16 protein-coding genes, 1 pseudogene and 1 riboswitch are annotated in these 17,554 nt (G+C 61.6%); of the genes and pseudogenes, 10 read left to right on the top strand and 7 right to left on the bottom strand.

The window, feature by feature from the left end:
* Positions 1-150 precede the first annotated feature (150 nt).
* Positions 151-954 carry an alpha/beta hydrolase gene (locus IVA95_RS05710; protein ID WP_247509623.1) on the bottom strand — a complete coding sequence of 268 codons (804 nt, stop codon included), beginning with the start codon at positions 952-954 and terminating at the stop codon, positions 151-153.
* 276 nt (positions 955-1,230) lie between these two features.
* The gene (locus tag IVA95_RS05705) at positions 1,231-1,830 is read right to left on the bottom strand and encodes a gamma-glutamylcyclotransferase (RefSeq protein ID WP_247509621.1); all 600 of its coding nucleotides are present in this window, start codon (positions 1,828-1,830) and stop codon (positions 1,231-1,233) included.
* Positions 1,831-1,941: 111 nt separating this feature from the next.
* Here IVA95_RS05705 and IVA95_RS05700 point away from each other — a divergent pair, with 111 nt between their 5' ends.
* On the top strand, positions 1,942-3,129 hold the full coding sequence (locus tag IVA95_RS05700) for a DUF2125 domain-containing protein (protein ID WP_247509620.1): 1,188 nt from the start codon (positions 1,942-1,944) through the stop codon (positions 3,127-3,129).
* 551 nt (positions 3,130-3,680) lie between these two features.
* Here IVA95_RS05700 and IVA95_RS05695 read toward each other — a convergent pair.
* On the bottom strand, positions 3,681-4,589 hold the full coding sequence (locus IVA95_RS05695) for a DUF2189 domain-containing protein (protein ID WP_247509619.1): 909 nt from the start codon (positions 4,587-4,589) through the stop codon (positions 3,681-3,683).
* A gap of 532 nt (positions 4,590-5,121) precedes the next feature.
* Here IVA95_RS05695 and IVA95_RS05690 point away from each other — a divergent pair.
* The 6 genes from IVA95_RS05690 to IVA95_RS05665 all read left to right on the top strand — a co-directional run bounded on the left by IVA95_RS05690 (position 5,122) and on the right by IVA95_RS05665 (position 10,644).
* Positions 5,122-5,955, top strand: a complete 834-nt coding sequence (locus IVA95_RS05690; protein WP_247509618.1) for a cytochrome c oxidase subunit II — start codon at positions 5,122-5,124, stop codon at positions 5,953-5,955.
* Between the two features lie 82 nt (positions 5,956-6,037).
* Positions 6,038-7,816 carry a cbb3-type cytochrome c oxidase subunit I gene (locus IVA95_RS05685; RefSeq protein ID WP_213246826.1) on the top strand — a complete coding sequence of 593 codons (1,779 nt, stop codon included), beginning with the start codon at positions 6,038-6,040 and terminating at the stop codon, positions 7,814-7,816.
* A complete protein-coding gene (locus tag IVA95_RS05680; RefSeq protein ID WP_247509617.1) occupies positions 7,813-8,517 on the top strand; it encodes a cytochrome c oxidase subunit 3 in 705 nt (234 codons plus the stop codon). Before IVA95_RS05685 ends, IVA95_RS05680 begins: the two co-directional genes overlap by 4 nt.
* An 11-nt stretch (positions 8,518-8,528) precedes the next feature.
* A complete protein-coding gene (locus IVA95_RS05675; RefSeq protein ID WP_247509616.1) occupies positions 8,529-9,251 on the top strand; it encodes a heme-copper oxidase subunit III family protein in 723 nt (240 codons plus the stop codon).
* A gap of 9 nt (positions 9,252-9,260) precedes the next feature.
* Entirely contained in the window at positions 9,261-9,662 is a 402-nt protein-coding gene (locus IVA95_RS05670; RefSeq protein WP_247509615.1) for a cytochrome C oxidase subunit IV family protein, read from the top strand.
* 70 nt (positions 9,663-9,732) lie between these two features.
* Complete coding sequence (locus IVA95_RS05665; protein WP_247509614.1) at positions 9,733-10,644, top strand: heme o synthase; 912 nt, start codon at positions 9,733-9,735, stop codon at positions 10,642-10,644.
* 70 nt (positions 10,645-10,714) lie between these two features.
* Here the strand turns inward: IVA95_RS05665 and IVA95_RS05660 are convergent, their stop codons facing one another.
* Positions 10,715-10,876: a hypothetical protein gene (locus IVA95_RS05660; protein WP_247509613.1), complete on the bottom strand. Its 162-nt coding sequence runs from the start codon at positions 10,874-10,876 to the stop codon at positions 10,715-10,717.
* Between the two features lie 42 nt (positions 10,877-10,918).
* On the opposite strand from IVA95_RS05660, the pseudogene IVA95_RS05655 reads away from it, so the two are divergent.
* Positions 10,919-12,092, top strand: a pseudogene (locus IVA95_RS05655) (IS481 family transposase); the annotation flags it as partial.
* 148 nt (positions 12,093-12,240) lie between these two features.
* On the opposite strand, the gene IVA95_RS05650 reads toward IVA95_RS05655, so the two are convergent.
* Genes IVA95_RS05650 through IVA95_RS05640 form a run of 3 tightly spaced genes read right to left on the bottom strand, consistent with a single transcriptional unit; the run spans position 12,241 to position 15,162 of the window.
* Positions 12,241-13,179 (bottom strand): prephenate/arogenate dehydrogenase family protein, encoded by a 939-nt coding sequence (locus tag IVA95_RS05650; RefSeq protein ID WP_247509612.1) that lies wholly within the window; start codon positions 13,177-13,179, stop codon positions 12,241-12,243.
* Positions 13,180-13,187: 8 nt separating this feature from the next.
* On the bottom strand, positions 13,188-14,285 hold the full coding sequence (gene hisC, locus IVA95_RS05645; protein WP_247509611.1) for a histidinol-phosphate transaminase: 1,098 nt from the start codon (positions 14,283-14,285) through the stop codon (positions 13,188-13,190).
* Between the two features lie 28 nt (positions 14,286-14,313).
* Entirely contained in the window at positions 14,314-15,162 is an 849-nt protein-coding gene (locus tag IVA95_RS05640; RefSeq protein WP_247509609.1) for a chorismate mutase, read from the bottom strand.
* A 186-nt stretch (positions 15,163-15,348) separates the two neighbouring features.
* Positions 15,349-15,428: riboswitch (SAM riboswitch) on the top strand.
* An 82-nt stretch (positions 15,429-15,510) separates the two neighbouring features.
* Between IVA95_RS05640 and IVA95_RS05635 the strand changes: the two genes are divergently transcribed.
* Positions 15,511-16,767 (top strand): homoserine O-acetyltransferase, encoded by a 1,257-nt coding sequence (locus IVA95_RS05635; protein ID WP_213246840.1) that lies wholly within the window; start codon positions 15,511-15,513, stop codon positions 16,765-16,767.
* 54 nt (positions 16,768-16,821) lie between these two features.
* Entirely contained in the window at positions 16,822-17,490 is a 669-nt protein-coding gene (metW, locus tag IVA95_RS05630; protein WP_247509608.1) for a methionine biosynthesis protein MetW, read from the top strand.
* Positions 17,491-17,554: the final 64 nt, after the last annotated feature.

Below are 17,554 nucleotides of genomic sequence, written 5' to 3'. Positions count from 1 at the left end.
ATGGCGCGTCCGGCTCCATGTCGATTTTACCCCAACGCGGACATCAGTCACACGTCGGCACGTTCGCTTTGGGCCGATTCTTCCGATCTACCCTAGTAAACGGACATTCAGGTCGTCCGTCGGCATGTCTCAAAGGTAGGCCTTTAAGGCTCATGCGATCCGATCAAGAAACCGGAGTACTTCGCGATTGAAGAGCTCCGGGCGCTGTAGCGGCGCGAAATGGCTGACGCCGGGAAGCACGATCAGTTCGGCGCGCGGAATGCTGCGCGCCAGGTAATCGGCATGCTCCGCGCGGATGAATTCGTCGTTCTCACCGAGGACGACAGCGACGGGCAGCTTGATGCCCCCAAGCTGGTTGGCGCTGTAGTTCGGCTCGCTCTGCATCATGCGCGTTATGTCAGCGACGAATGTCTCGAACTCGGCGGGTGTCGCAGATAGCGCCTCATAGTCCCTCCTGTGGCGGCGGAAGCACCGATCGGTCACCGGCGTCGGTTTGAACTCGTGGGTGCCACTCGAGTCCATATTGCAGGCGAAGAAGAAGACGCCGGAGACGCGCTCTGGATGCCTGTCGGCAAGGATGAGCGCTGTGCAGGCGCCATCGCTCCAGCCGACAAGTGCCGCCCTTTCAAGGCCGAGGTGATCCATCACGGCCAGCACATCCCTTGCCATCCGTTTGTAGCTGAAGGGCTGGGAGTCGCGCGTGCTGCGGCCATGCCCACGACTATCGATGGCGACGACTGTCCGGCGGGCCTGGACAAGGGCCGGAATCTGGTGGCCCCAGTTCCCGGCGTTGCCGAGCCCGCCGTGGAGCAGGATGACGGCGGGGCCGGAACCATAGGCGGCATACCAGATACGCGCGCCGTCGTTCTCTACGAAGCCTTCTCTACCGGAGGCCGGAAGCGGCGCCGCGCCGTTCGCCTCGAAGTTCACCAGTTCGTCATCTGTCACTTGCATCAGCTTCTCCCTTTATCCTTCAGGACAAAGACAATCGGACGTGCCGGCTTCCGGCACGTCCAAATTAGGCCGTGCACTCATTAAGGGGCTGGCCGACTGATGTCAGCTCGACCCCCAACAGCGGGGGAAGCAGACATCACCCGAGGTCGCAGAAGGGGTCATTAACAGACATGCCCAGTCCCGATATTCGAGGCCGCTTTGCCTCCAACGGTGGATACTGACTATCGCGGCCACTGGACTTCACTTCAGTCCGCTGTATGAGTACCCACACCCAGCTCAACGGTCGCTGTTCTCTGCGGGAAGAGGCGGTGGATGCTGGTTGTGCAGCATCGCTGCGAGCCGGTGCAGTTGGGAATCGCGAAAACCTTCCGCCTCGATCGCCTTCACGGTGGCCAGAACGTAATCTCGGTTGACGCCGGACTGGCCGTGCCCCTGCAGCACATGACGTAGCTGCTCGGTGAGCGACAGCCGGCCGGCATATTGCACGTGGCCGCGATCGACCACGTAGACGAGTGCGCTGACGCGTTGACGCGCATCGTTCTCCAACCACACCGACCGCATCACCTCGCGGTAGACCGAGGTGACCTGCTCGCGCTCGCGCAAATAGGCGACGGTGGCGGCGCGGTTCTTCTCCGCGATGCGGAACGCGATGCCGCGGCAGGCGCCGCCGCGATCGAGTCCGAGGACGAGGCCGGGCTTTTCCGGCGTGCCGCGATGGACAAAGGAGTAGACGCAGAGCGCGCGGTGTTCGCCGATCAGCCGCGCCGGAACCCGTTCAATAAACTCGAAGCCCGGGCGCCACATCAGGGAGCCATAGCCGAACACCCAGAGGTCGCCTTTCAAGAATTCCGTATTGTTGAACTCAATTGCGGACATGCCGGGTGCACCGCTACCAGAACGGCGCGACAAAGCGAAGTGGATTCAATGCCTTTTGTTGCGACGAGCGGATACTTACATTCGCCAAAATCGCTAGCCAAAGGACGCCGCATGCCTGACATGAACCCCGCGCCGCGCCGGCGCCCGCTGTGGCGCCTCTTCATCATGCCTGCTCTGCTCGTTATTGCTGCCGCGGCATGGAGCGCGTTCTGGTTCTGTGCCGCGTCCGAAGTCGGCGTGCACGCCGACGCATGGGCCGCGCAGGAAGCAAAGTCCGGGCGCGTCTACACGTGCGGCAAGCGCTCCGTCGCGGGCTATCCGTTCCGCCTCGAAGTCCGCTGCGACGACGCCAGCGTTTCGCTGGTTTCGCAGACCGCCGGCGCGCAGGCGCCGTTCACCGCGCGGCTCGGCGAGATCATGGTGATCGCGCAGATCTACCAGCCGAAACTCTTAATCGCCGAATTCAAGGCGCCGGCCACGCTCGCCGATCGCGGCCAGCCGCCGTCGATGAAGGTGAACTGGACGTTGGGCCGCAGCAGCGTGAGCGGATTGCCCGATGTGCCGCAGCGCGCTTCCATCGTGTTCGACAATCCCTCGATCGACCGCGTCAACGGACCGGTCGAGACGCCGCTCGCGCGCGCCGGCCATGTCGAGCTGCACGGCCGTCTTGCCGAAGGCTCGACGAAGGATCACCCTGTGATCGACGCCGTGCTGCAGATATCGGGCGGCAACGTGCAGGAGGTGCACCCGGTGCTGGCGCAGCAGTTCGATGCCGACATCCAGACCAAGCTCACGGGTTTGAAGAATCTTTCACCGAAGCCGTGGCCCGAACGGTTCAGGGAGCTGCAGGCGGCGGGGGGTCAACTCGAGATTGTGCGGTCGCGGATTCAGCAGGGCGACCTGATCTCGTTGGCCGCCGGCACGTTGAGCCTCAATGCGCAGGGTCGGATCGACGGCGAACTCCAGATGACGGTGGCGGGAATCGAGAAGGTGATTCCGCTGCTCGGTCTTGAAAAGATGCTGGAGGAGGGCGTGCCACAGGCAACCCTCGATCGCGTTGCACCCGGCGTCAAGAGCCAGGATCTTAACAATCTATTCGGCGCGCTCGACAAGGCGATCCCGGGGCTCGGCAAAGTCGTCAAGCAGAACGCCAATGCCGGCGTCGCGGCCGGCATCAATTCGCTCGGCAAGGAAGCGGAGCTGGAGGGACGGAAGGCGCGCGCCTTCCCGCTGCGCTTTGTCGACGGCGCGGTGTTTCTGGGGCCGATAAAAGTAGGGCAGGTGCCGCCGCTGTTCTAGAACGTCAGCCTAATTCAGAGTGGTCGATGAACGTCCGCCTTGGTTTGCATTCCGGACCAAGTCGGACAGCGACCTGCTGAATTACAGCGCTTGGCCGGAACGTTTTCGAGCCTGGATGCTTGAATCCAGTTGTATTTGTGCGGGGCAGCGACGAATAGGAGGCGAGAATGTTCCTGATGGGACTTGGCGCGCTCCTCTTTATCGTCGGAATCCTGTACATGGTACGCACCGCTATTTGGCGGGGACCGCTTAGTGGCCGGGATTCCTCCCGGCCCGCTCGCGATACTTTGGAGCCACCACGGCGCAGCTTGCGATTCCTGGGGCTCGGAACGAACTGGCCGGGCCTTTTCCTTATCGCACTTGGTGCAGTTCTGTTGGTATCGGGGGCCGGCTACTAGCCTCAACCACCCAAGCTGAATGTGAGCAATCGGCAGGCGGCGGCCATTCGATAAGGGCCGACGTGCAGACGGCAGCCGACAACCCGAGGGGGCAGCGGGGACGCTGCCGGATCGGTGAGGCGCGCAACTCCGGCATCCTTAAACCATTACGAGCTAGCGCTCGCGGCTCCACGGGAAGAGATTGGCCGGGAAATCCGCCGCGTAGCGGTGCCCTTTCCGCAGGCGAGGCTCTTGCGGTGGCGGATTGGGATCCGGCTCCACCACCTTCCGGTACAGATGCCAGGTAGCATGACCGAGCAATGGCAAAGCAACGGCTAGTCCAACGAAGACCGGCAACGAACCGAGCACCAGCAGCGCCGCAACAATCAGTCCCCATCCGGCCATTTCAACCGGATTCTTCATCACGACCCGCAGCGAGGTCCGGATCGCGTCAATCGCGGTCGCGTGGCGGTCGAGCATCAACGGAAACGACACAACGCTAACGCACAGCGCCACGACCGCGAACAGAAAACCGACGCCGCAACCAATGATGATGAGCGACCATCCGTCCGGTGTCGTCAGCACGCGCGTTGCAAAGTCAGGAATGCTCGCGGCCGGAGCGTGGCCGAAGATCTCAACGTAGATTGCGTTCGCTGCGCCGATCCAGGCCCCGAACAGAACGAGCAGAAGCACGCCGAGTTCGACCATGGCACCGAAAGCCGGAGCGCGCAGCACGGAAAACGCATCCCATGCGCCGACTTCCTCACCGCGCTCGCGGCGGCGGCTGAGCTCGTAGAGACCAATCGCGGCAAAGGGTCCAATCAAGGCAAACCCGGCTGCCAGCGGAAACAGTAGCGGCAGTATCGAATAGCCAAGGACCAGCCTGAACAGAAAAATGCCGAGAACGGGATAAATCACGCACAGGACAACCGCGTGACTTGGCATTGCGCTGAAGTCTTCCCAGCCCAGGCGCAGCGCCTCGCGCAGGTCGGACAGTTTGATTTTGCGAACGGGATATGTGGCGGCGTCGCCGAATACGTGCCGTGCAACTCTTGAGATATTGTCGGAATACGCAGTGGCCATGGACGCACCCTCCCGTGCTTAAAGTCGCGGCGGCGAAAACCACGTGCTTTCCAGCCACGCGTGTCCGCCCCCTGCGAGAAACGCGACCGAGCCGAGTACGGCAAACCCTGGTCCAACGAAGGAGCTTAGCCGGACGAAACTTGTCGCGACTTGCCCGACAAGCTTAGCGCTATGGGACCCAGACAGCGCTCACGGTTCGGTGAACTGTGCACGTTCACGGTCATTTGGTGCATTGCGTCATCGGATCGTGCCGGCTGACGCTCGCCACCTTGGGGCATCCGCGCAGCGTCCCGACGCTCAAGTGATCTATTGACGCCAGCGCCGACGCGTACCATCCTCATTTCTGACGCCCCAGATCTGAAGGAAGCGGTCGTAACGTGTGCTTGGTGCCACGTTTGGATGTCGCGACCGGTCAAAGTTGGGCGAGGCAAGACGCACTGCGATGGCGCATGTGAAGTCGGCCATCGAGACAGATGCGGGCTCCGCCCTTTAATTCGTCTCCGTTGCCTTTGGTGGCAAGGAGGAATGAGGGATGGCTGTCGCTATCGTACTGCTCCTCGTCGCGGTCGGCTCGGTGCTGTTTCACATCTACAGCCCGTGGTGGTGGACGCCGATCGCCACCAACTGGCGCTACATTGACGACACGATCAATATAACCTTCTGGATCACCGGGGCGGTTTTCTTCGCGGTCATCGCGTTCATGGCCTATTGCGTCTTCCGCTTCCATCACAAGGAAGGAAGGCAGGCGGCCTACAATCCCGAAAACAAAAAGCTCGAATGGTGGCTCACCATAGGGACCGCGATTGGGGTCGGAGCCATGTTGGCGCCCGGCCTGGTGGTCTGGCACCAGTTCGTCACGGTTCCCGCAGACGCGACCGAAATCGAAGTCATGGGCCAGCAGTGGAGCTGGAGCTTCCGCCTCCCCGGCAAGGACGGCCGGATGGGCACAACCGATGTTCGCCACGTCAGCTCCGACAACCCTATGGGCTTGAACCCCGACGATAAGCATGGGCAGGACGACGTTGTCATCGCAAGCGACGACTTGCACCTCCCCGTCGGCAAGCCGGTCAAGGTTTTGCTTCGCTCGCTCGATGTCCTGCACGATTTCTATGTGCCCGAGTTCCGCGCCAAGATGGACATGGTCCCGGGCATGGTCACCTATTTCTGGATGACCCCGATCCGAACCGGAACGTTTGATGTTCTCTGCGCCGAGTTATGCGGCGCTGCGCACGCACAGATGCGCGCCAAGGTTATCGTCGACGAAGAGAGCGACTATCGGGCGTGGCTGGAGAAGCAAAAGACGTTTGCGGAATTGTCAGGCCGAAGCGCCGTTAAAAAGGCAACGCACGAATCCGGCGGCAAATAAGAAATGCTGTTGCGAAGATAAATTGGGCGCGCAAGACCCTCTCATCGCGCCGTGATGGAAGAAACGACCGGGAGGTAAGTCGATGGTCGATGTCCCGTATGACAGAATCGCAGACGTTCCGCCTGCCGAAGTGCCGGAGGTTGAGCTCTATCATCCCAAGAGCTGGTGGACGCAGTATGTCTTTTCGCAGGACGCCAAAGTCATCGCCATCCAGTACTCGCTGACGGCGACGGCAATCGGGCTGGTGGCTTTAGTGCTGTCGTGGCTGATGCGGCTGCAGTTGGGATTTCCCGGCACATTCTCCTTCATTGATGCGAACCAATACCTTCAGTTCATCACCATGCACGGCATGATCATGGTGATCTACCTGCTCACCGCGCTATTTCTCGGAGGCTTCGGCAACTACCTGATCCCGCTGATGGTCGGCGCTCGGGACATGGTCTTCCCCTATGTGAACATGCTGAGCTACTGGGTCTACCTGCTCGCGGTCATCGTGCTGGCCTCGACCTTCTTCGTGCCTGGCGGGCCCACCGGCGCCGGATGGACGCTGTACCCGCCACAGGCAATTCTGTCCGGCACCCCCGGCCAGGATTGGGGCATCATTCTCATGTTGACCTCCCTGATCCTGTTCATCATCGGCTTCACCATGGGCGGGCTGAATTACGTGGTGACAGTGCTGCAGGCGCGCACGCGCGGCATGACGTTGATGCGCATGCCCCTGACGGTGTGGGGCATTTTCACAGCCACCGTAATGGCGCTGCTGGCCTTCCCGGCGCTATTCGTCGCCTCTGTCATGATGCTGTTCGATCGCTTGCTGGGAACCAGTTTCTTCATGCCGGCCCTCGTCGAGATGGGGCAGCAGTTGAAGTATGGCGGCGGCAGCCCGATCCTGTTCCAGCACCTGTTCTGGTTCTTCGGCCACCCCGAAGTCTACATCGTCGCACTTCCCGCCTTCGGCATCGTATCCGATCTGATCAGCACCCACGCGCGAAAGAACATCTTCGGCTATCGCATGATGGTTTGGGCGATCGTGGCGATCGGCGCACTCAGCTTCATCGTATGGGCGCACCACATGTATGTGAGCGGCATGCACCCGACTTTCGGGTTCTTCTTCGCCACCACGACGCTCATCATCGCCATTCCCACCGCCATCAAGGTCTACAATTGGGTGCTGACCCTATGGCGCGGTGACATCCATCTCACCGTCCCGATGCTGTTCGCCCTCGGCTTCATCATCACGTTCGTGAACGGCGGGCTCACCGGCCTCTTCCTCGGCAACGTCGTCGTCGACGTCCCGCTTTCGGATACGATGTTCGTCGTCGCGCATTTCCACATGGTGATGGGCGTGGCGCCGATCATGGTCGTGCTGGGCGCGATCTATCATTGGTACCCCAAGGTAACGGGACGGATGCTGGATGACTGGATGGGCAAGTTTCATTTCTGGGTCACGTTCCTCGGTGCCTATCTGATCTTCTTCCCCATGCATTATCTCGGGCTGCAGGGAGTCCCGCGCCGTTATCACGACCTTGGCGAAGCGACGTTCATCACGCCGTCGGTCCATACGCTCAACGCCTTTATCACCGTCGTGGCTTTGATCGTGGGCTTCGCCCAGATGGTGTTCCTGTTCAACCTCGTCTGGAGCTATTTCAAGGGCCGTCCGTCCGGAGGCAATCCATGGCGGGCGACAACACTGGAGTGGCAGACGCCGGAGACCCCGCCCGGGCACGGCAACTGGGGCAAGGAGCTTCCGGTGGTCTATCGCTGGGCGTATGACTACAGCGTGCCAGGCGCTGAGCAGGACTTCATTCCGCAGAACCAGCCGCCGCGACCGACACGGGCCGTTCAGGAAGCTGCGCCATGAGCGCCATCATCCTGTTCATGGCTGTGATAGCGGTCATCATCGGATGGTGGCTCGCGCAGCAACGGCTGACAGCCAAACCCTGGCTGGAAGAAGGTTCGATCGATCACTTCCCGGGCACGGGAGCAATGACCCTGCCGGCCGCGAAGATCGGTCTGGGAGTGTTTCTCGCAGTCGCCAGTTCGTTGTTCGCACTCTTCATGAGCGCTTACTCCATGCGCATGAACATGGTGGACTGGCGGGCGCTGCCCGTGCCGGGGCTGCTGTGGTTCAACACCGGCGTGCTGGTCGTGAGCAGTGTCGCGCTGCAATGGGCATACGTGGCGACGCACCGGAACAACATGGACGGTGTAATCGTCGGCCTGTGCGCAGGGGGAGCGTCTGCCGTTATATTTCTGGTTGGGCAATTGCTGGCGTGGCAACAGCTGAGGGCGGCGGGCTATTTCGTGGCGTCCAATCCAGCCAATTCGTTCTTCTACATGATCACCGCGGCGCACGGACTGCACCTGATGGGCGGCTTGGTGGCGCTCGGCAGAACGACTGCCAAGGTGTGGCGTGGCGCCGAGATGCCGCAGGTGCGCCTGAGTGTGGAGCTCTGCACGATCTACTGGCATTTCCTGTTGTTGGTCTGGCTGGTCCTGCTTGGTCTGTTGACGGGCTGGACTGACGATTTCGTCGACATCTGTCGGCGGTTGCTCAGCTAGGGAGAGACCAGATGGCAGAGACCGCGCTGACAAACCCTGGAGAATCGCCTGCGCGGGCTGCCGGCTGGCAAGGCATTGCTGCCGACTGGTCCTCGGATCAGCGCGCATTCAAGAATGTCTCCTGGGGGAAGGCCATGATGTGGATCTTCCTCCTGAGCGACACCTTTATCTTCAGCTGCTTCCTGCTGTCGTACATGACGGCGCGAATGTCCACGACCGTGCCGTGGCCGAATCCGAGCGAGGTATTCGCCCTTGAGATTGCGGGGCACCATATCCCCCTCATCCTGATCGCCATCATGACTTTCGTACTGATCAGCAGCAGCGGGACGATGGCGATGGCCGTCAACTTCGGCTACCGCCGCGATCGCGTCAAAACTGCAGTCTTGATGCTGGTCACAGCGGCACTTGGCGCAACGTTCGTCGGAATGCAGGCCTTCGAATGGACCAAGCTGATCACGGAAGGCGTGCGGCCCTGGGAAAACCCCTGGGGGGCACCGCAGTTTGGCGCAAGCTTTTTCATGATCACCGGCTTCCACGGCACTCACGTGACATTCGGCGTGATTTTCCTGATCGCCATCGCACGAAAGGTCTGGCGGGGAGACTTCGACGTCCAAAGACGCGGCTTCTTCACGAGCAGAAAGGGACACTACGAGATCGTCGAAATCATGGGCCTCTACTGGCACTTTGTCGATCTCGTGTGGGTGTTCATCTTTGCCTTCTTTTATCTTTGGTGAGGTCGGCGCATGACAAACGTGGCAGTACATTTGGAAGCACAACAACCTTCGCTGCAAATCCATGCGCATGATGCAATCGCAGCTCCAGCCGCGCACGAAAAGGGGCAGCAGCATCCGATCAAGCTCTATCTCGTGGTCTGGGGCTGGTTGTTCGTCCTCAGCGCCTGCTCCTATCTCATCGACTACTTTGGCCTCCAGGGCTATCTCAGATGGTCTCTTATCCTGTTGTTCATGATGTTGAAGGCGGGCCTGATCGTCGCCGTCTTCATGCATATGGCCTGGGAGCGGCTGGCCCTGGTCTACGCGATCCTGCTGCCGCCGGTGCTGGTGCTGGTGTTCGTGGCCATCATGGTGTTCGAATCCGACTACACGCACCTCATCCGGGTCCTGTTCTTCGCGTCGCCGACTTAGCTGTTTTTGCTTCGCGCCGGAGGTGCTTCAACACGTCGCCGATCAGCTTGCAAAAGGGGGCATCAGTCTCATGCAAATCAATCGTTCAATTCCCGTTCGCGGGAGCTATGCCAATATCGAGGACTATGTTGCGCTGACGAAGCCGCGCGTTATGTCGCTGGTCGTCTTTACTGCGCTGGTCGGTCTCATGGTCGCGCCGGGCGGCATCGATCCCTTCGCCGGTGCCGTTGCTCTTTTTTGCATAGCTGCCGGAGCGGGCGCCGCAGGTGCGCTCAACATGTGGTACGACGCCGACATCGATGCGTTGATGGCGCGTACAGCCATGCGTCCAATTCCCAGCGGCCGTGTATCGCGCTCGGAAGCGTTGGTTTTCGGACTGGTACTTGCCATATGCGCCGTTCTAAGCCTCGGCACATTCCTGAACACGGCCGCGGCTGCGCTGCTTGCTTTCACAATTTTCTTCTATGTCGTCGTTTACACGATGTGGCTCAAGCGCCGAACACCGCAGAATATCGTCATTGGCGGTGCGGCTGGCGCACTCCCTCCGGTGATCGGCTGGGTCGCGGCGGCCGGAAATGTTGGGCTCGAACCGCTCGTCCTGTTCCTGATCATCTTCCTTTGGACGCCACCCCATTTCTGGGCACTGTCGCTCAATCTTGCCGGCGAGTATGCTCGCGCGGGGGTGCCGATGTTGCCGGTCGTAGCCGGCCGGGCCGAAACAAAGCGCCAGATTCTTCTCTATAGCGTTCTTCTGGCTCCTGTCTCGCTGCTGCCCTGGGCATTGGGGTTCGCGGGGGCGATCTATGGCGCGGCTGCGGCGATGCTTGGAGCGATCATAATTTTTCTCTCATGGCAAGTACGTCGCAGCAATGACAAGGAAAGGCAGCCCGCGCGTCGCCTGTTCGTGTTTTCCATGCTCTATCTGGTCCTCCTTTTTGGCGTGCTGTTGATGAATGCTGTCCCGTACGTTCAGCCCGTCTAATCCAGAGCGAAGTCTATCGCTTCGTTTTCCGGGCACGTTTCAGGGAAATCCAGGCCGTGGGCGGCCATGCCTAGATTGTGCGGTCTTGCACGCCTTCCCGCTGCGCTTCGTCGACGGCGCCGTATTTCCCGAACCGTTGAAAGCGGGGCAGGTGCCGCCGCTGTTTTGAGACATATTCAATGTCGTCGCCCGGCTTGATATACGGCCCGGGGACATGGGTGTTCGGAGACATGGGTAACACATCGACGGCATGGGACGGGCTTAGGAGGCCGACATGCCATGGCGCGAGGTGTCACTCATGGATCAGCGGGAGGAGTTCGTTCGGCTGTTTCAGCAGGGGGACGTTAACCGGCGGGAACTGTGCCGTCGGTTCGGGATCAGCCCGAAGACTGGCTACAAATGGTTGGCTAGGGCAGCCGCCGCGAAGCAGGAATGGGCACGGGATCGTTCCCGGCGTCCGCATGGATCTCCAACGCAAAGCCCGAAGGCGATCGAAGCAGCGGTCTTGAAGATCCGGGATGCGCATCCGACGTGGGGTGCACGCAAAATTCTCCGACGTCTGGAGGACCATGAGCGCGCGCCCGCGGCATCAACCGTCCACGCAATTCTGACTCGGCATGACCGCATTCCGCCACCTACACAGCCGCCGCAATATATCCGCTTCGAGCATCCGGCTCCTAACGACGTCTGGCAGATGGACTTCAAGGGGCGCTTTGCTCTGGGCGATCGACAGATGTGTCACCCGCTCACCATGGTCGATGACCATTCTCGCTACGCCCTGTGCTTGCAGGCCGGCGCCAATGAACAGAGTGAGACGGTTCAGCAGCATCTCGAGCGGACATTTCGCCACTATGGCCTGCCGAACGCGTTCCTGGTCGACAACGGTGTGCCTTGGGGTACTTGCTCTGAGGTTCGATGGACCAAACTCCGTGTCTGGCTGCTCAAGCTCGGCGTCGACGTCATCTACGCGCGCCCGCATCATCCTCAGACCAAAGGCAAGAACGAGCGTTTCCATCGCACGCTGAAGGCCGAAGTGCTATCCATGGCGACATTTCGGACCGCCCGCGAACTGCAGAGCGCATTCGATCGGTGGCGGCACGTCTATAATACCGAGCGCCCACACCAGTCCCTGGACTACGATGTGCCAGCAAACCGGTATCGGCCAAGTCCTCGTTCATTGCCAAGCAAGCTGCGCGAGCCTGAATATGAGGAAGGGACGATCCTGCGCAGGGCCAGCGCCATAAAGGCTAATTTCCGCTTTGGCAAACGGCGCTGGCGCGTTCCGGAAGCCTTTCGGGGCGAGCTTCTCGCCATCAGACCCTTCGATCTAGATGGAAAGTTCGGCGTTTTCTTCGGAGCTCACCAAATCGCATCCATCGATCTGCGAAATGATGTTCAATGAAAGTGTTACCCATGTCTCCGAACACCCGTTACCCATGTCCCCGGGCCGTACACTCGACCGGGCGATCCAGTATTCCAGAGACGGCCGTGGTTTAAGCGATAGGCCACGGCGTACTGGATACCCCGCATGCGCGGGGTATGACGATGTGGTGTGGAGCGGCACCTCGACTTCGAATTGAACGGAGCCGCGTCTCTTCACTCCGTCTTCTTCAGCGGCGGATGCGGGCGGCCGAAATCCGGCGCGGCCGAATCCTGGCCGATCTCGACGATGCCGCGGCGGATGGCGCGGGTGCGGGTGAAGTGCTCGAACAACGCTTCGCCATCGTTGCGGCGGATGGCGCGGGTGAGCTTTGACAGGTCCTCGTTGAAGGTGCCGAGCATTTCCAGCACCGCCTCCTTGTTGTTCAAAAACACGTCGCGCCACATCGTCGGGTCAGACGCCGCGATGCGGGTGAAGTCGCGAAAGCCGCCGGCGGAGAACTTTATCACCTCAGAAGAGGTCACCTGCGCCAGCTCGTCCGCCGTGCCGACGATGGTGTAGGCGATCAGATGCGGCAGATGGCTGGTGATCGCCAGCACGAGGTCGTGATGATCCGGCGTCATGGTCTCGACCTTGGCGCCCATGCCGGCCCAGAACGCGCGCAGGGCTTCGATCGCCATAGGGTCGGCGCCCTCGGGCGGGGTGAGGATGCACCAGCGGTTGATGAACAGTTCGGCGAAGCCGGAGTCGGGCCCTGAATGCTCGGTGCCGGCAACCGGATGTGCCGGAACGAAATGAACATGGCCCGGCAGATGCGGCGCCATTTCGCGGACGATGGCGCCCTTGACCGATCCGACGTCGGAGACGATCGCGCCCGCTTTCAGGAACGGGGCGATCTCCTGCGCCACCTGCCCACAGGCGCCGACGGGGATACAGAGAATCACGAGATCGGCGTCGTTGACGGCTTCCGCGTTGGTCTCCAGCACGCGATCGACGATGCCGAGCTCCACCACGCGTGCGCGCGTCTTTTCCGAGCGCGCGGTGGTGACGATTTCGCTCGCAAGCCCCTGGACCCGCACCGCACGCGCGATCGAGCCGCCGATCAGGCCGAAGCCGATCAGCGCGACGCGTCGGAAGATCGGTACCGCGCTCACTTGGCTGCTCACTTGGCCGCCATGAAGTCGCGCAAAGCGTCGACGACGAGGCGGTTGGCCTCCTCGGTGCCGATGGTCATGCGTAATGCATGCGGCAGGCCGTAATTGTTGAGTGCCCGCAGCACCAGGCCACGTTTGGTCAGGAACGCGTCCGCGTCGGCCGAGGTCCTGCCCTTCTCGGTTGGGAAGTGAATCAGCACGAAATTGGCGACGCTCGGCGTCACCTTTAGTCCGAGTTTGCCGATTTCCTCTGTCAGCCAGTTGCGCCACTCTTCGGTGAACGCCTTCGACTTCTGGACATGCGCGGTGTCCTCGATCGCGGCGACCGCCGCCAGCATCGCCGGCGTCGAGACGTTGAAGGGACCTCGGATGCGGTTGACGGCATCGACGATGTGCGCCGGGCCGAACATCCAGCCGATCCGCAGCGCCGCCAGCCCGTGAATCTTGGAGAAGGTATGCGTCATCACGGTATTTTCGGTGGTGGCCACCAGCTCCAGGCCGAGCTCGTAGTCGTTGCGCGACACGTAGTCGGAGTACGCAGCGTCGAGCACCAGCAGCACGTTCGACGGCAATCCGGCGCGCAGCCGCTTGACCTCGTCAAACGGCACGTAGGTGCCGGTCGGGTTGTTCGGGTTGGCGAGCCACACCAGTTTCGTGCGCGGCGTCACGCGCGCGAGAATGGCGTCGACGTCGGCGGTAAAATTGGTCTCGGGCGCGACAACGTTCTTGGCGCCGTTCGCCATCGTCGCGATCGGATAGACCAGGAAGCCGTGGGCGGTCGAGATCGCTTCATCGCCCTGGCTAAGATAGGTGTGCGCCAAAAGGTTGAGGATTTCGTCCGAGCCGGCGCCGCAGATGATGCGGTTGGGATCGAGCCCGTAGGCGCGGCCGATCGCTTCGCGCAGTACCCGCGAGGTTCCTTCCGGATAGTCCTCCAGACGCGCCGCCACGTCCTTGTAGACTGCGATCGCCTTCGGCGACGGCCCGAACGGGGTCTCGTTGGCCGATAGCTTGAACACCTTGCGGCCCGGCTCCGGCACGGGCGTCTTGCCGGGTGTGTAGGGCGCAATATCGAGAATGCCGGGATTCGGCACGGGGCGGTTCATCTTCAACTCCGGAATTTCGGGCGGCGTTTTAAGGCTTCGCCGACCCGTTCGGGGGCACCGTATAGCGCGTTGCGTGGCTGCCGACGAGAGCCGACGAGCGCACCGAGGCGCCGGCCTGGATCAGGGCGGTCTTGATCTTTTCGAACCCGGTGCCGGCATCCGACACCAGAAGCGCCGCGCCGTCGAAAGCGGTATCGGGCACTGCGACGATTTCGGCGAGCGGGGCGAGGGCGCGGGCGATATCAGCGTTCCAGCCGGCGACGCGCACGCTCCACATCTGCACCTCCGTCACCATGGCATCATCGGCAACGCGCGAGATCACGAATACCGGCAGCGCGGCCGGATGATCGGCGCGTTCGAGGAACGGCAGCAGGGCAATGATTTTTGGCGCACCATCGGCTTCCAGCGCACTCCACCACGGCGTGCGGCTCGAGACCGCCGAGACCAGCGCCAGATCGCCCTTCGATTTGGCCACCGCCTCGACTGCGGCCTGCGCGCTGAAATGGCCGACATAGGGCACGACGAAGCCGAAGTGAAACCGCGCCGAATCCCGCATCGCGGGCTCGCCGACCGAGACATCTGCATGCACCGAGAACGGCGCCTGGACGTAAGTGAAGGTCGAGATGATGACGCGCCAGATGCTCTCGATGGTGTCGAGCGGCAGGATGCCGCGATGACGCTCGACCAGGCTGCGCATCATGCTGGCCTCGCGCGCGGGCCGGAATGCCGACCCCACCTCCTGGGTCTGCTTCACCTGGATCAGCCGGTCGATGATATCGCCGCGCGCCATCAGCAGGCGATGGACCTGCTCGTCGATCGCGTCGATCTCCTTGCGCAATTCCTGCAGCGAGGGCGGAGCCGGGGGAGCCTTGGACATTGGGCGTAACCTGATGAGAGCTTTACCTCATCCTGAGGAGCGGCGCATGCGCCGCGTCTCGAAGGATGAAGCCCGTTCTCCCTCATGGTTCGAGATGGCGCAAGGGCACCTCCTCACACCATGAGGTCTGCGAGCCCGGTTAACCATGTAGCTGCCTTGACGACGGACCTGCTTCGGACTAGCTTTGTTCCATTCCGTGGTCATTTGAGCCGGCCGGCTTGCAGCCACGTTAAACAACTCGCTAAACAGGCCGGGGACAGATTGATCCCGGCCGAACCTTTCGTTCAGGCCGGGTTTTTTACGGCCTGATTTCTGTCTGTAAGGACCTCCGCGAGGAGGAAGGTCGGGATGACACAATTGCAGTCGGTATCCAGTCCGTCGATTCACAGCGAGGACCGCGCCCACGAGGCCGACCATCCGACTTCGCCGGTGGTCAAATTCGGCTTCGAGCAGCCCCTGAAGCTCGATTGCGGCATCGATCTCGCGCCATTCCAGATCGCATACCAGACCTATGGCGAACTGAACGCCGACCGCTCCAACGCGATCCTGATCTGCCACGCGCTAACGCTGGATCAGCATGTCGCCAACGTGCATCCTCTGACCGGCAAGGCCGGCTGGTGGGAAATCATGGTCGGTCCAGGCCGTCCGCTCGACACCGACAGATATTTCATCATCTGTTCGAACGTGATCGGCGGCTGCATGGGATCGACCGGTCCGGCCTCGACCAATCCCGCGACCGGCAAGGCGTGGGGACTGGATTTTCCGATCATCACCATCCCCGACATGGTCCGCGCGCAGGCCATGCTGCTCGACCGGCTGGGCATCGAAACATTGTTGTGCGTGATCGGCGGATCGATGGGCGGCATGCAGGTGCTGCAATGGACGGCAGCCTATCCGGAACGAGTGTTTTCCGCGCTGCCGGTGGCCTGCTCCACGCGCCATTCGGCGCAAAACATTGCGTTTCACGAACTCGGCCGGCAGGCCGTGATGGCCGATCCGGACTGGCACCATGGGCGCTATTTCGAACGCAGCACGCATCCGCATCGCGGACTGGCGGTCGCGCGGATGGCAGGGCACATCACCTATCTCTCCGATGCCGCGCTGCATCGCAAGTTCGGGCGGCGGATGCAGGACCGCGAGCTGCCGACGTTTTCGTTCGACGCGGATTTCCAGGTCGAAAGCTATCTGCGCTATCAGGGCTCGTCGTTCGTCGAGCGCTTCGATGCCAACAGCTATCTCTATCTGACGCGGGCGATGGACTATTTCGATATCGCCGCCGATCATGACGGCGTGCTGGCGGAAGCATTTCGCGGCATCAAGACCCGCTTCTGCGTGGTGTCGTTCACGTCCGACTGGCTGTTTCCGACCTCGGAATCGCGGGCGCTGGTGCACGCGCTGAACGCGTCGAGCGCGCGGGTGTCGTTCGCCGAGATCGAGACCGACCGCGGCCACGATGCCTTCCTGCTCGACGTGCCCGAGTTCTTCGACATTTCTCGCGCCTTTCTGGAATCTGCGGGCAAGGCGCGCGGCCTTGAGAGCAAAGCGTTTTCAAGCGAAGTGGATACCGGTTCGCGTGAAGAAAACGCGTCAAAACAAGAAAGGTAGAGCATTTTCCGTTCCGACTACATCGGAACGGAAAAAGCTCTAGAGGTGGCTGACATGGCCTTGCAGGAACAAGCGTTGCCGCTCGGCGGCATCGCTCCCGATCGCACCGGCAAGTATCGCACCGATCATCTCCTGGTCGCCGAAATGATTCCGGCCGGCTCAAAGGTGCTCGACGTCGGCTGCGGCGACGGCGAGCTTTTGCAGCTCCTGGAGAGCCGCGGCATCGATGGCCGCGGCATCGAGTTGTCGCGCGAGGGCGTCAACCGCTGCGTCGCCAAGGGGCTCGCCGTGGTGCAGGGCGACGCCGACACCGACCTCGTCAATTATCCGGACGACGCCTTCGATTACGTCATCCTGTCGCAGACGCTGCAGGCGACGCGACGGCCGAAGCCGGTCCTGGAAAACCTGCTGCGCATCGGCCGGCGCGCCGTCGTGTCGTTCCCGAATTTCGGCTTCTGGAAGATGCGGCTGCAATTGCTCGTCGGCGGCCACATGCCGCGCACGGAGAACCTGCCGGCGACCTGGTACGACACGCCGAACATCCATTTCTGCACCATCAAGGACTTCGTGCAGCTCTGCGACGAGATCAACGTCAAGATGGAGCGCGCGGTGGCGCTCGATCTCTACGGCCGCCCGGTGCCGCTGAACTTGCCCTGGTGGGTCTGGAACATGTTTGGCGAGCAGGGCGTGTTCTTGCTGAGCAGGGGCGGGAAGGGGAAGTGAAGATTCTTGCAGTGTGCCGCGGTGGCGGTCGACTCCCTCTCCCGCTTGCGGGGGAGGGTTGGGG

This window comes from Bradyrhizobium sp. 157 (assembly GCF_023073815.1).
Lineage (GTDB): Bacteria > Pseudomonadota > Alphaproteobacteria > Rhizobiales > Xanthobacteraceae > Bradyrhizobium.
This window is presented reverse-complemented; position numbering and strand designations above follow the sequence as displayed.

What these genes read in the sequence shown, in the direction of transcription:
- IVA95_RS05675 (WP_247509616.1), top strand. Translation starts at nt 8,529, where the DNA reads ATGGCAGAGACCGCGCTGACAAACCCTGGAGAATCGCCTGCGCGGGCT.
- IVA95_RS05635 (WP_213246840.1), top strand. Translation starts at nt 15,511, where the DNA reads ATGACACAATTGCAGTCGGTATCCAGTCCGTCGATTCACAGCGAGGAC.
- IVA95_RS05705 (WP_247509621.1), bottom strand. Translation starts at nt 1,830, where the DNA reads ATGTCCGCAATTGAGTTCAACAATACGGAATTCTTGAAAGGCGACCTC.
- IVA95_RS05700 (WP_247509620.1), top strand. Translation starts at nt 1,942, where the DNA reads ATGCCTGACATGAACCCCGCGCCGCGCCGGCGCCCGCTGTGGCGCCTC.
- IVA95_RS05670 (WP_247509615.1), top strand. Translation starts at nt 9,261, where the DNA reads ATGACAAACGTGGCAGTACATTTGGAAGCACAACAACCTTCGCTGCAA.
- IVA95_RS05660 (WP_247509613.1), bottom strand. Translation starts at nt 10,876, where the DNA reads ATGTCTCCGAACACCCATGTCCCCGGGCCGTATATCAAGCCGGGCGAC.
- IVA95_RS05690 (WP_247509618.1), top strand. Translation starts at nt 5,122, where the DNA reads ATGGCTGTCGCTATCGTACTGCTCCTCGTCGCGGTCGGCTCGGTGCTG.
- IVA95_RS05695 (WP_247509619.1), bottom strand. Translation starts at nt 4,589, where the DNA reads ATGGCCACTGCGTATTCCGACAATATCTCAAGAGTTGCACGGCACGTA.
- IVA95_RS05710 (WP_247509623.1), bottom strand. Translation starts at nt 954, where the DNA reads ATGCAAGTGACAGATGACGAACTGGTGAACTTCGAGGCGAACGGCGCG.
- metW (WP_247509608.1), top strand. Translation starts at nt 16,822, where the DNA reads ATGGCCTTGCAGGAACAAGCGTTGCCGCTCGGCGGCATCGCTCCCGAT.
- IVA95_RS05685 (WP_213246826.1), top strand. Translation starts at nt 6,038, where the DNA reads ATGGTCGATGTCCCGTATGACAGAATCGCAGACGTTCCGCCTGCCGAA.
- IVA95_RS05640 (WP_247509609.1), bottom strand. Translation starts at nt 15,162, where the DNA reads ATGTCCAAGGCTCCCCCGGCTCCGCCCTCGCTGCAGGAATTGCGCAAG.
- IVA95_RS05665 (WP_247509614.1), top strand. Translation starts at nt 9,733, where the DNA reads ATGCAAATCAATCGTTCAATTCCCGTTCGCGGGAGCTATGCCAATATC.
- IVA95_RS05680 (WP_247509617.1), top strand. Translation starts at nt 7,813, where the DNA reads ATGAGCGCCATCATCCTGTTCATGGCTGTGATAGCGGTCATCATCGGA.
- hisC (WP_247509611.1), bottom strand. Translation starts at nt 14,285, where the DNA reads ATGAACCGCCCCGTGCCGAATCCCGGCATTCTCGATATTGCGCCCTAC.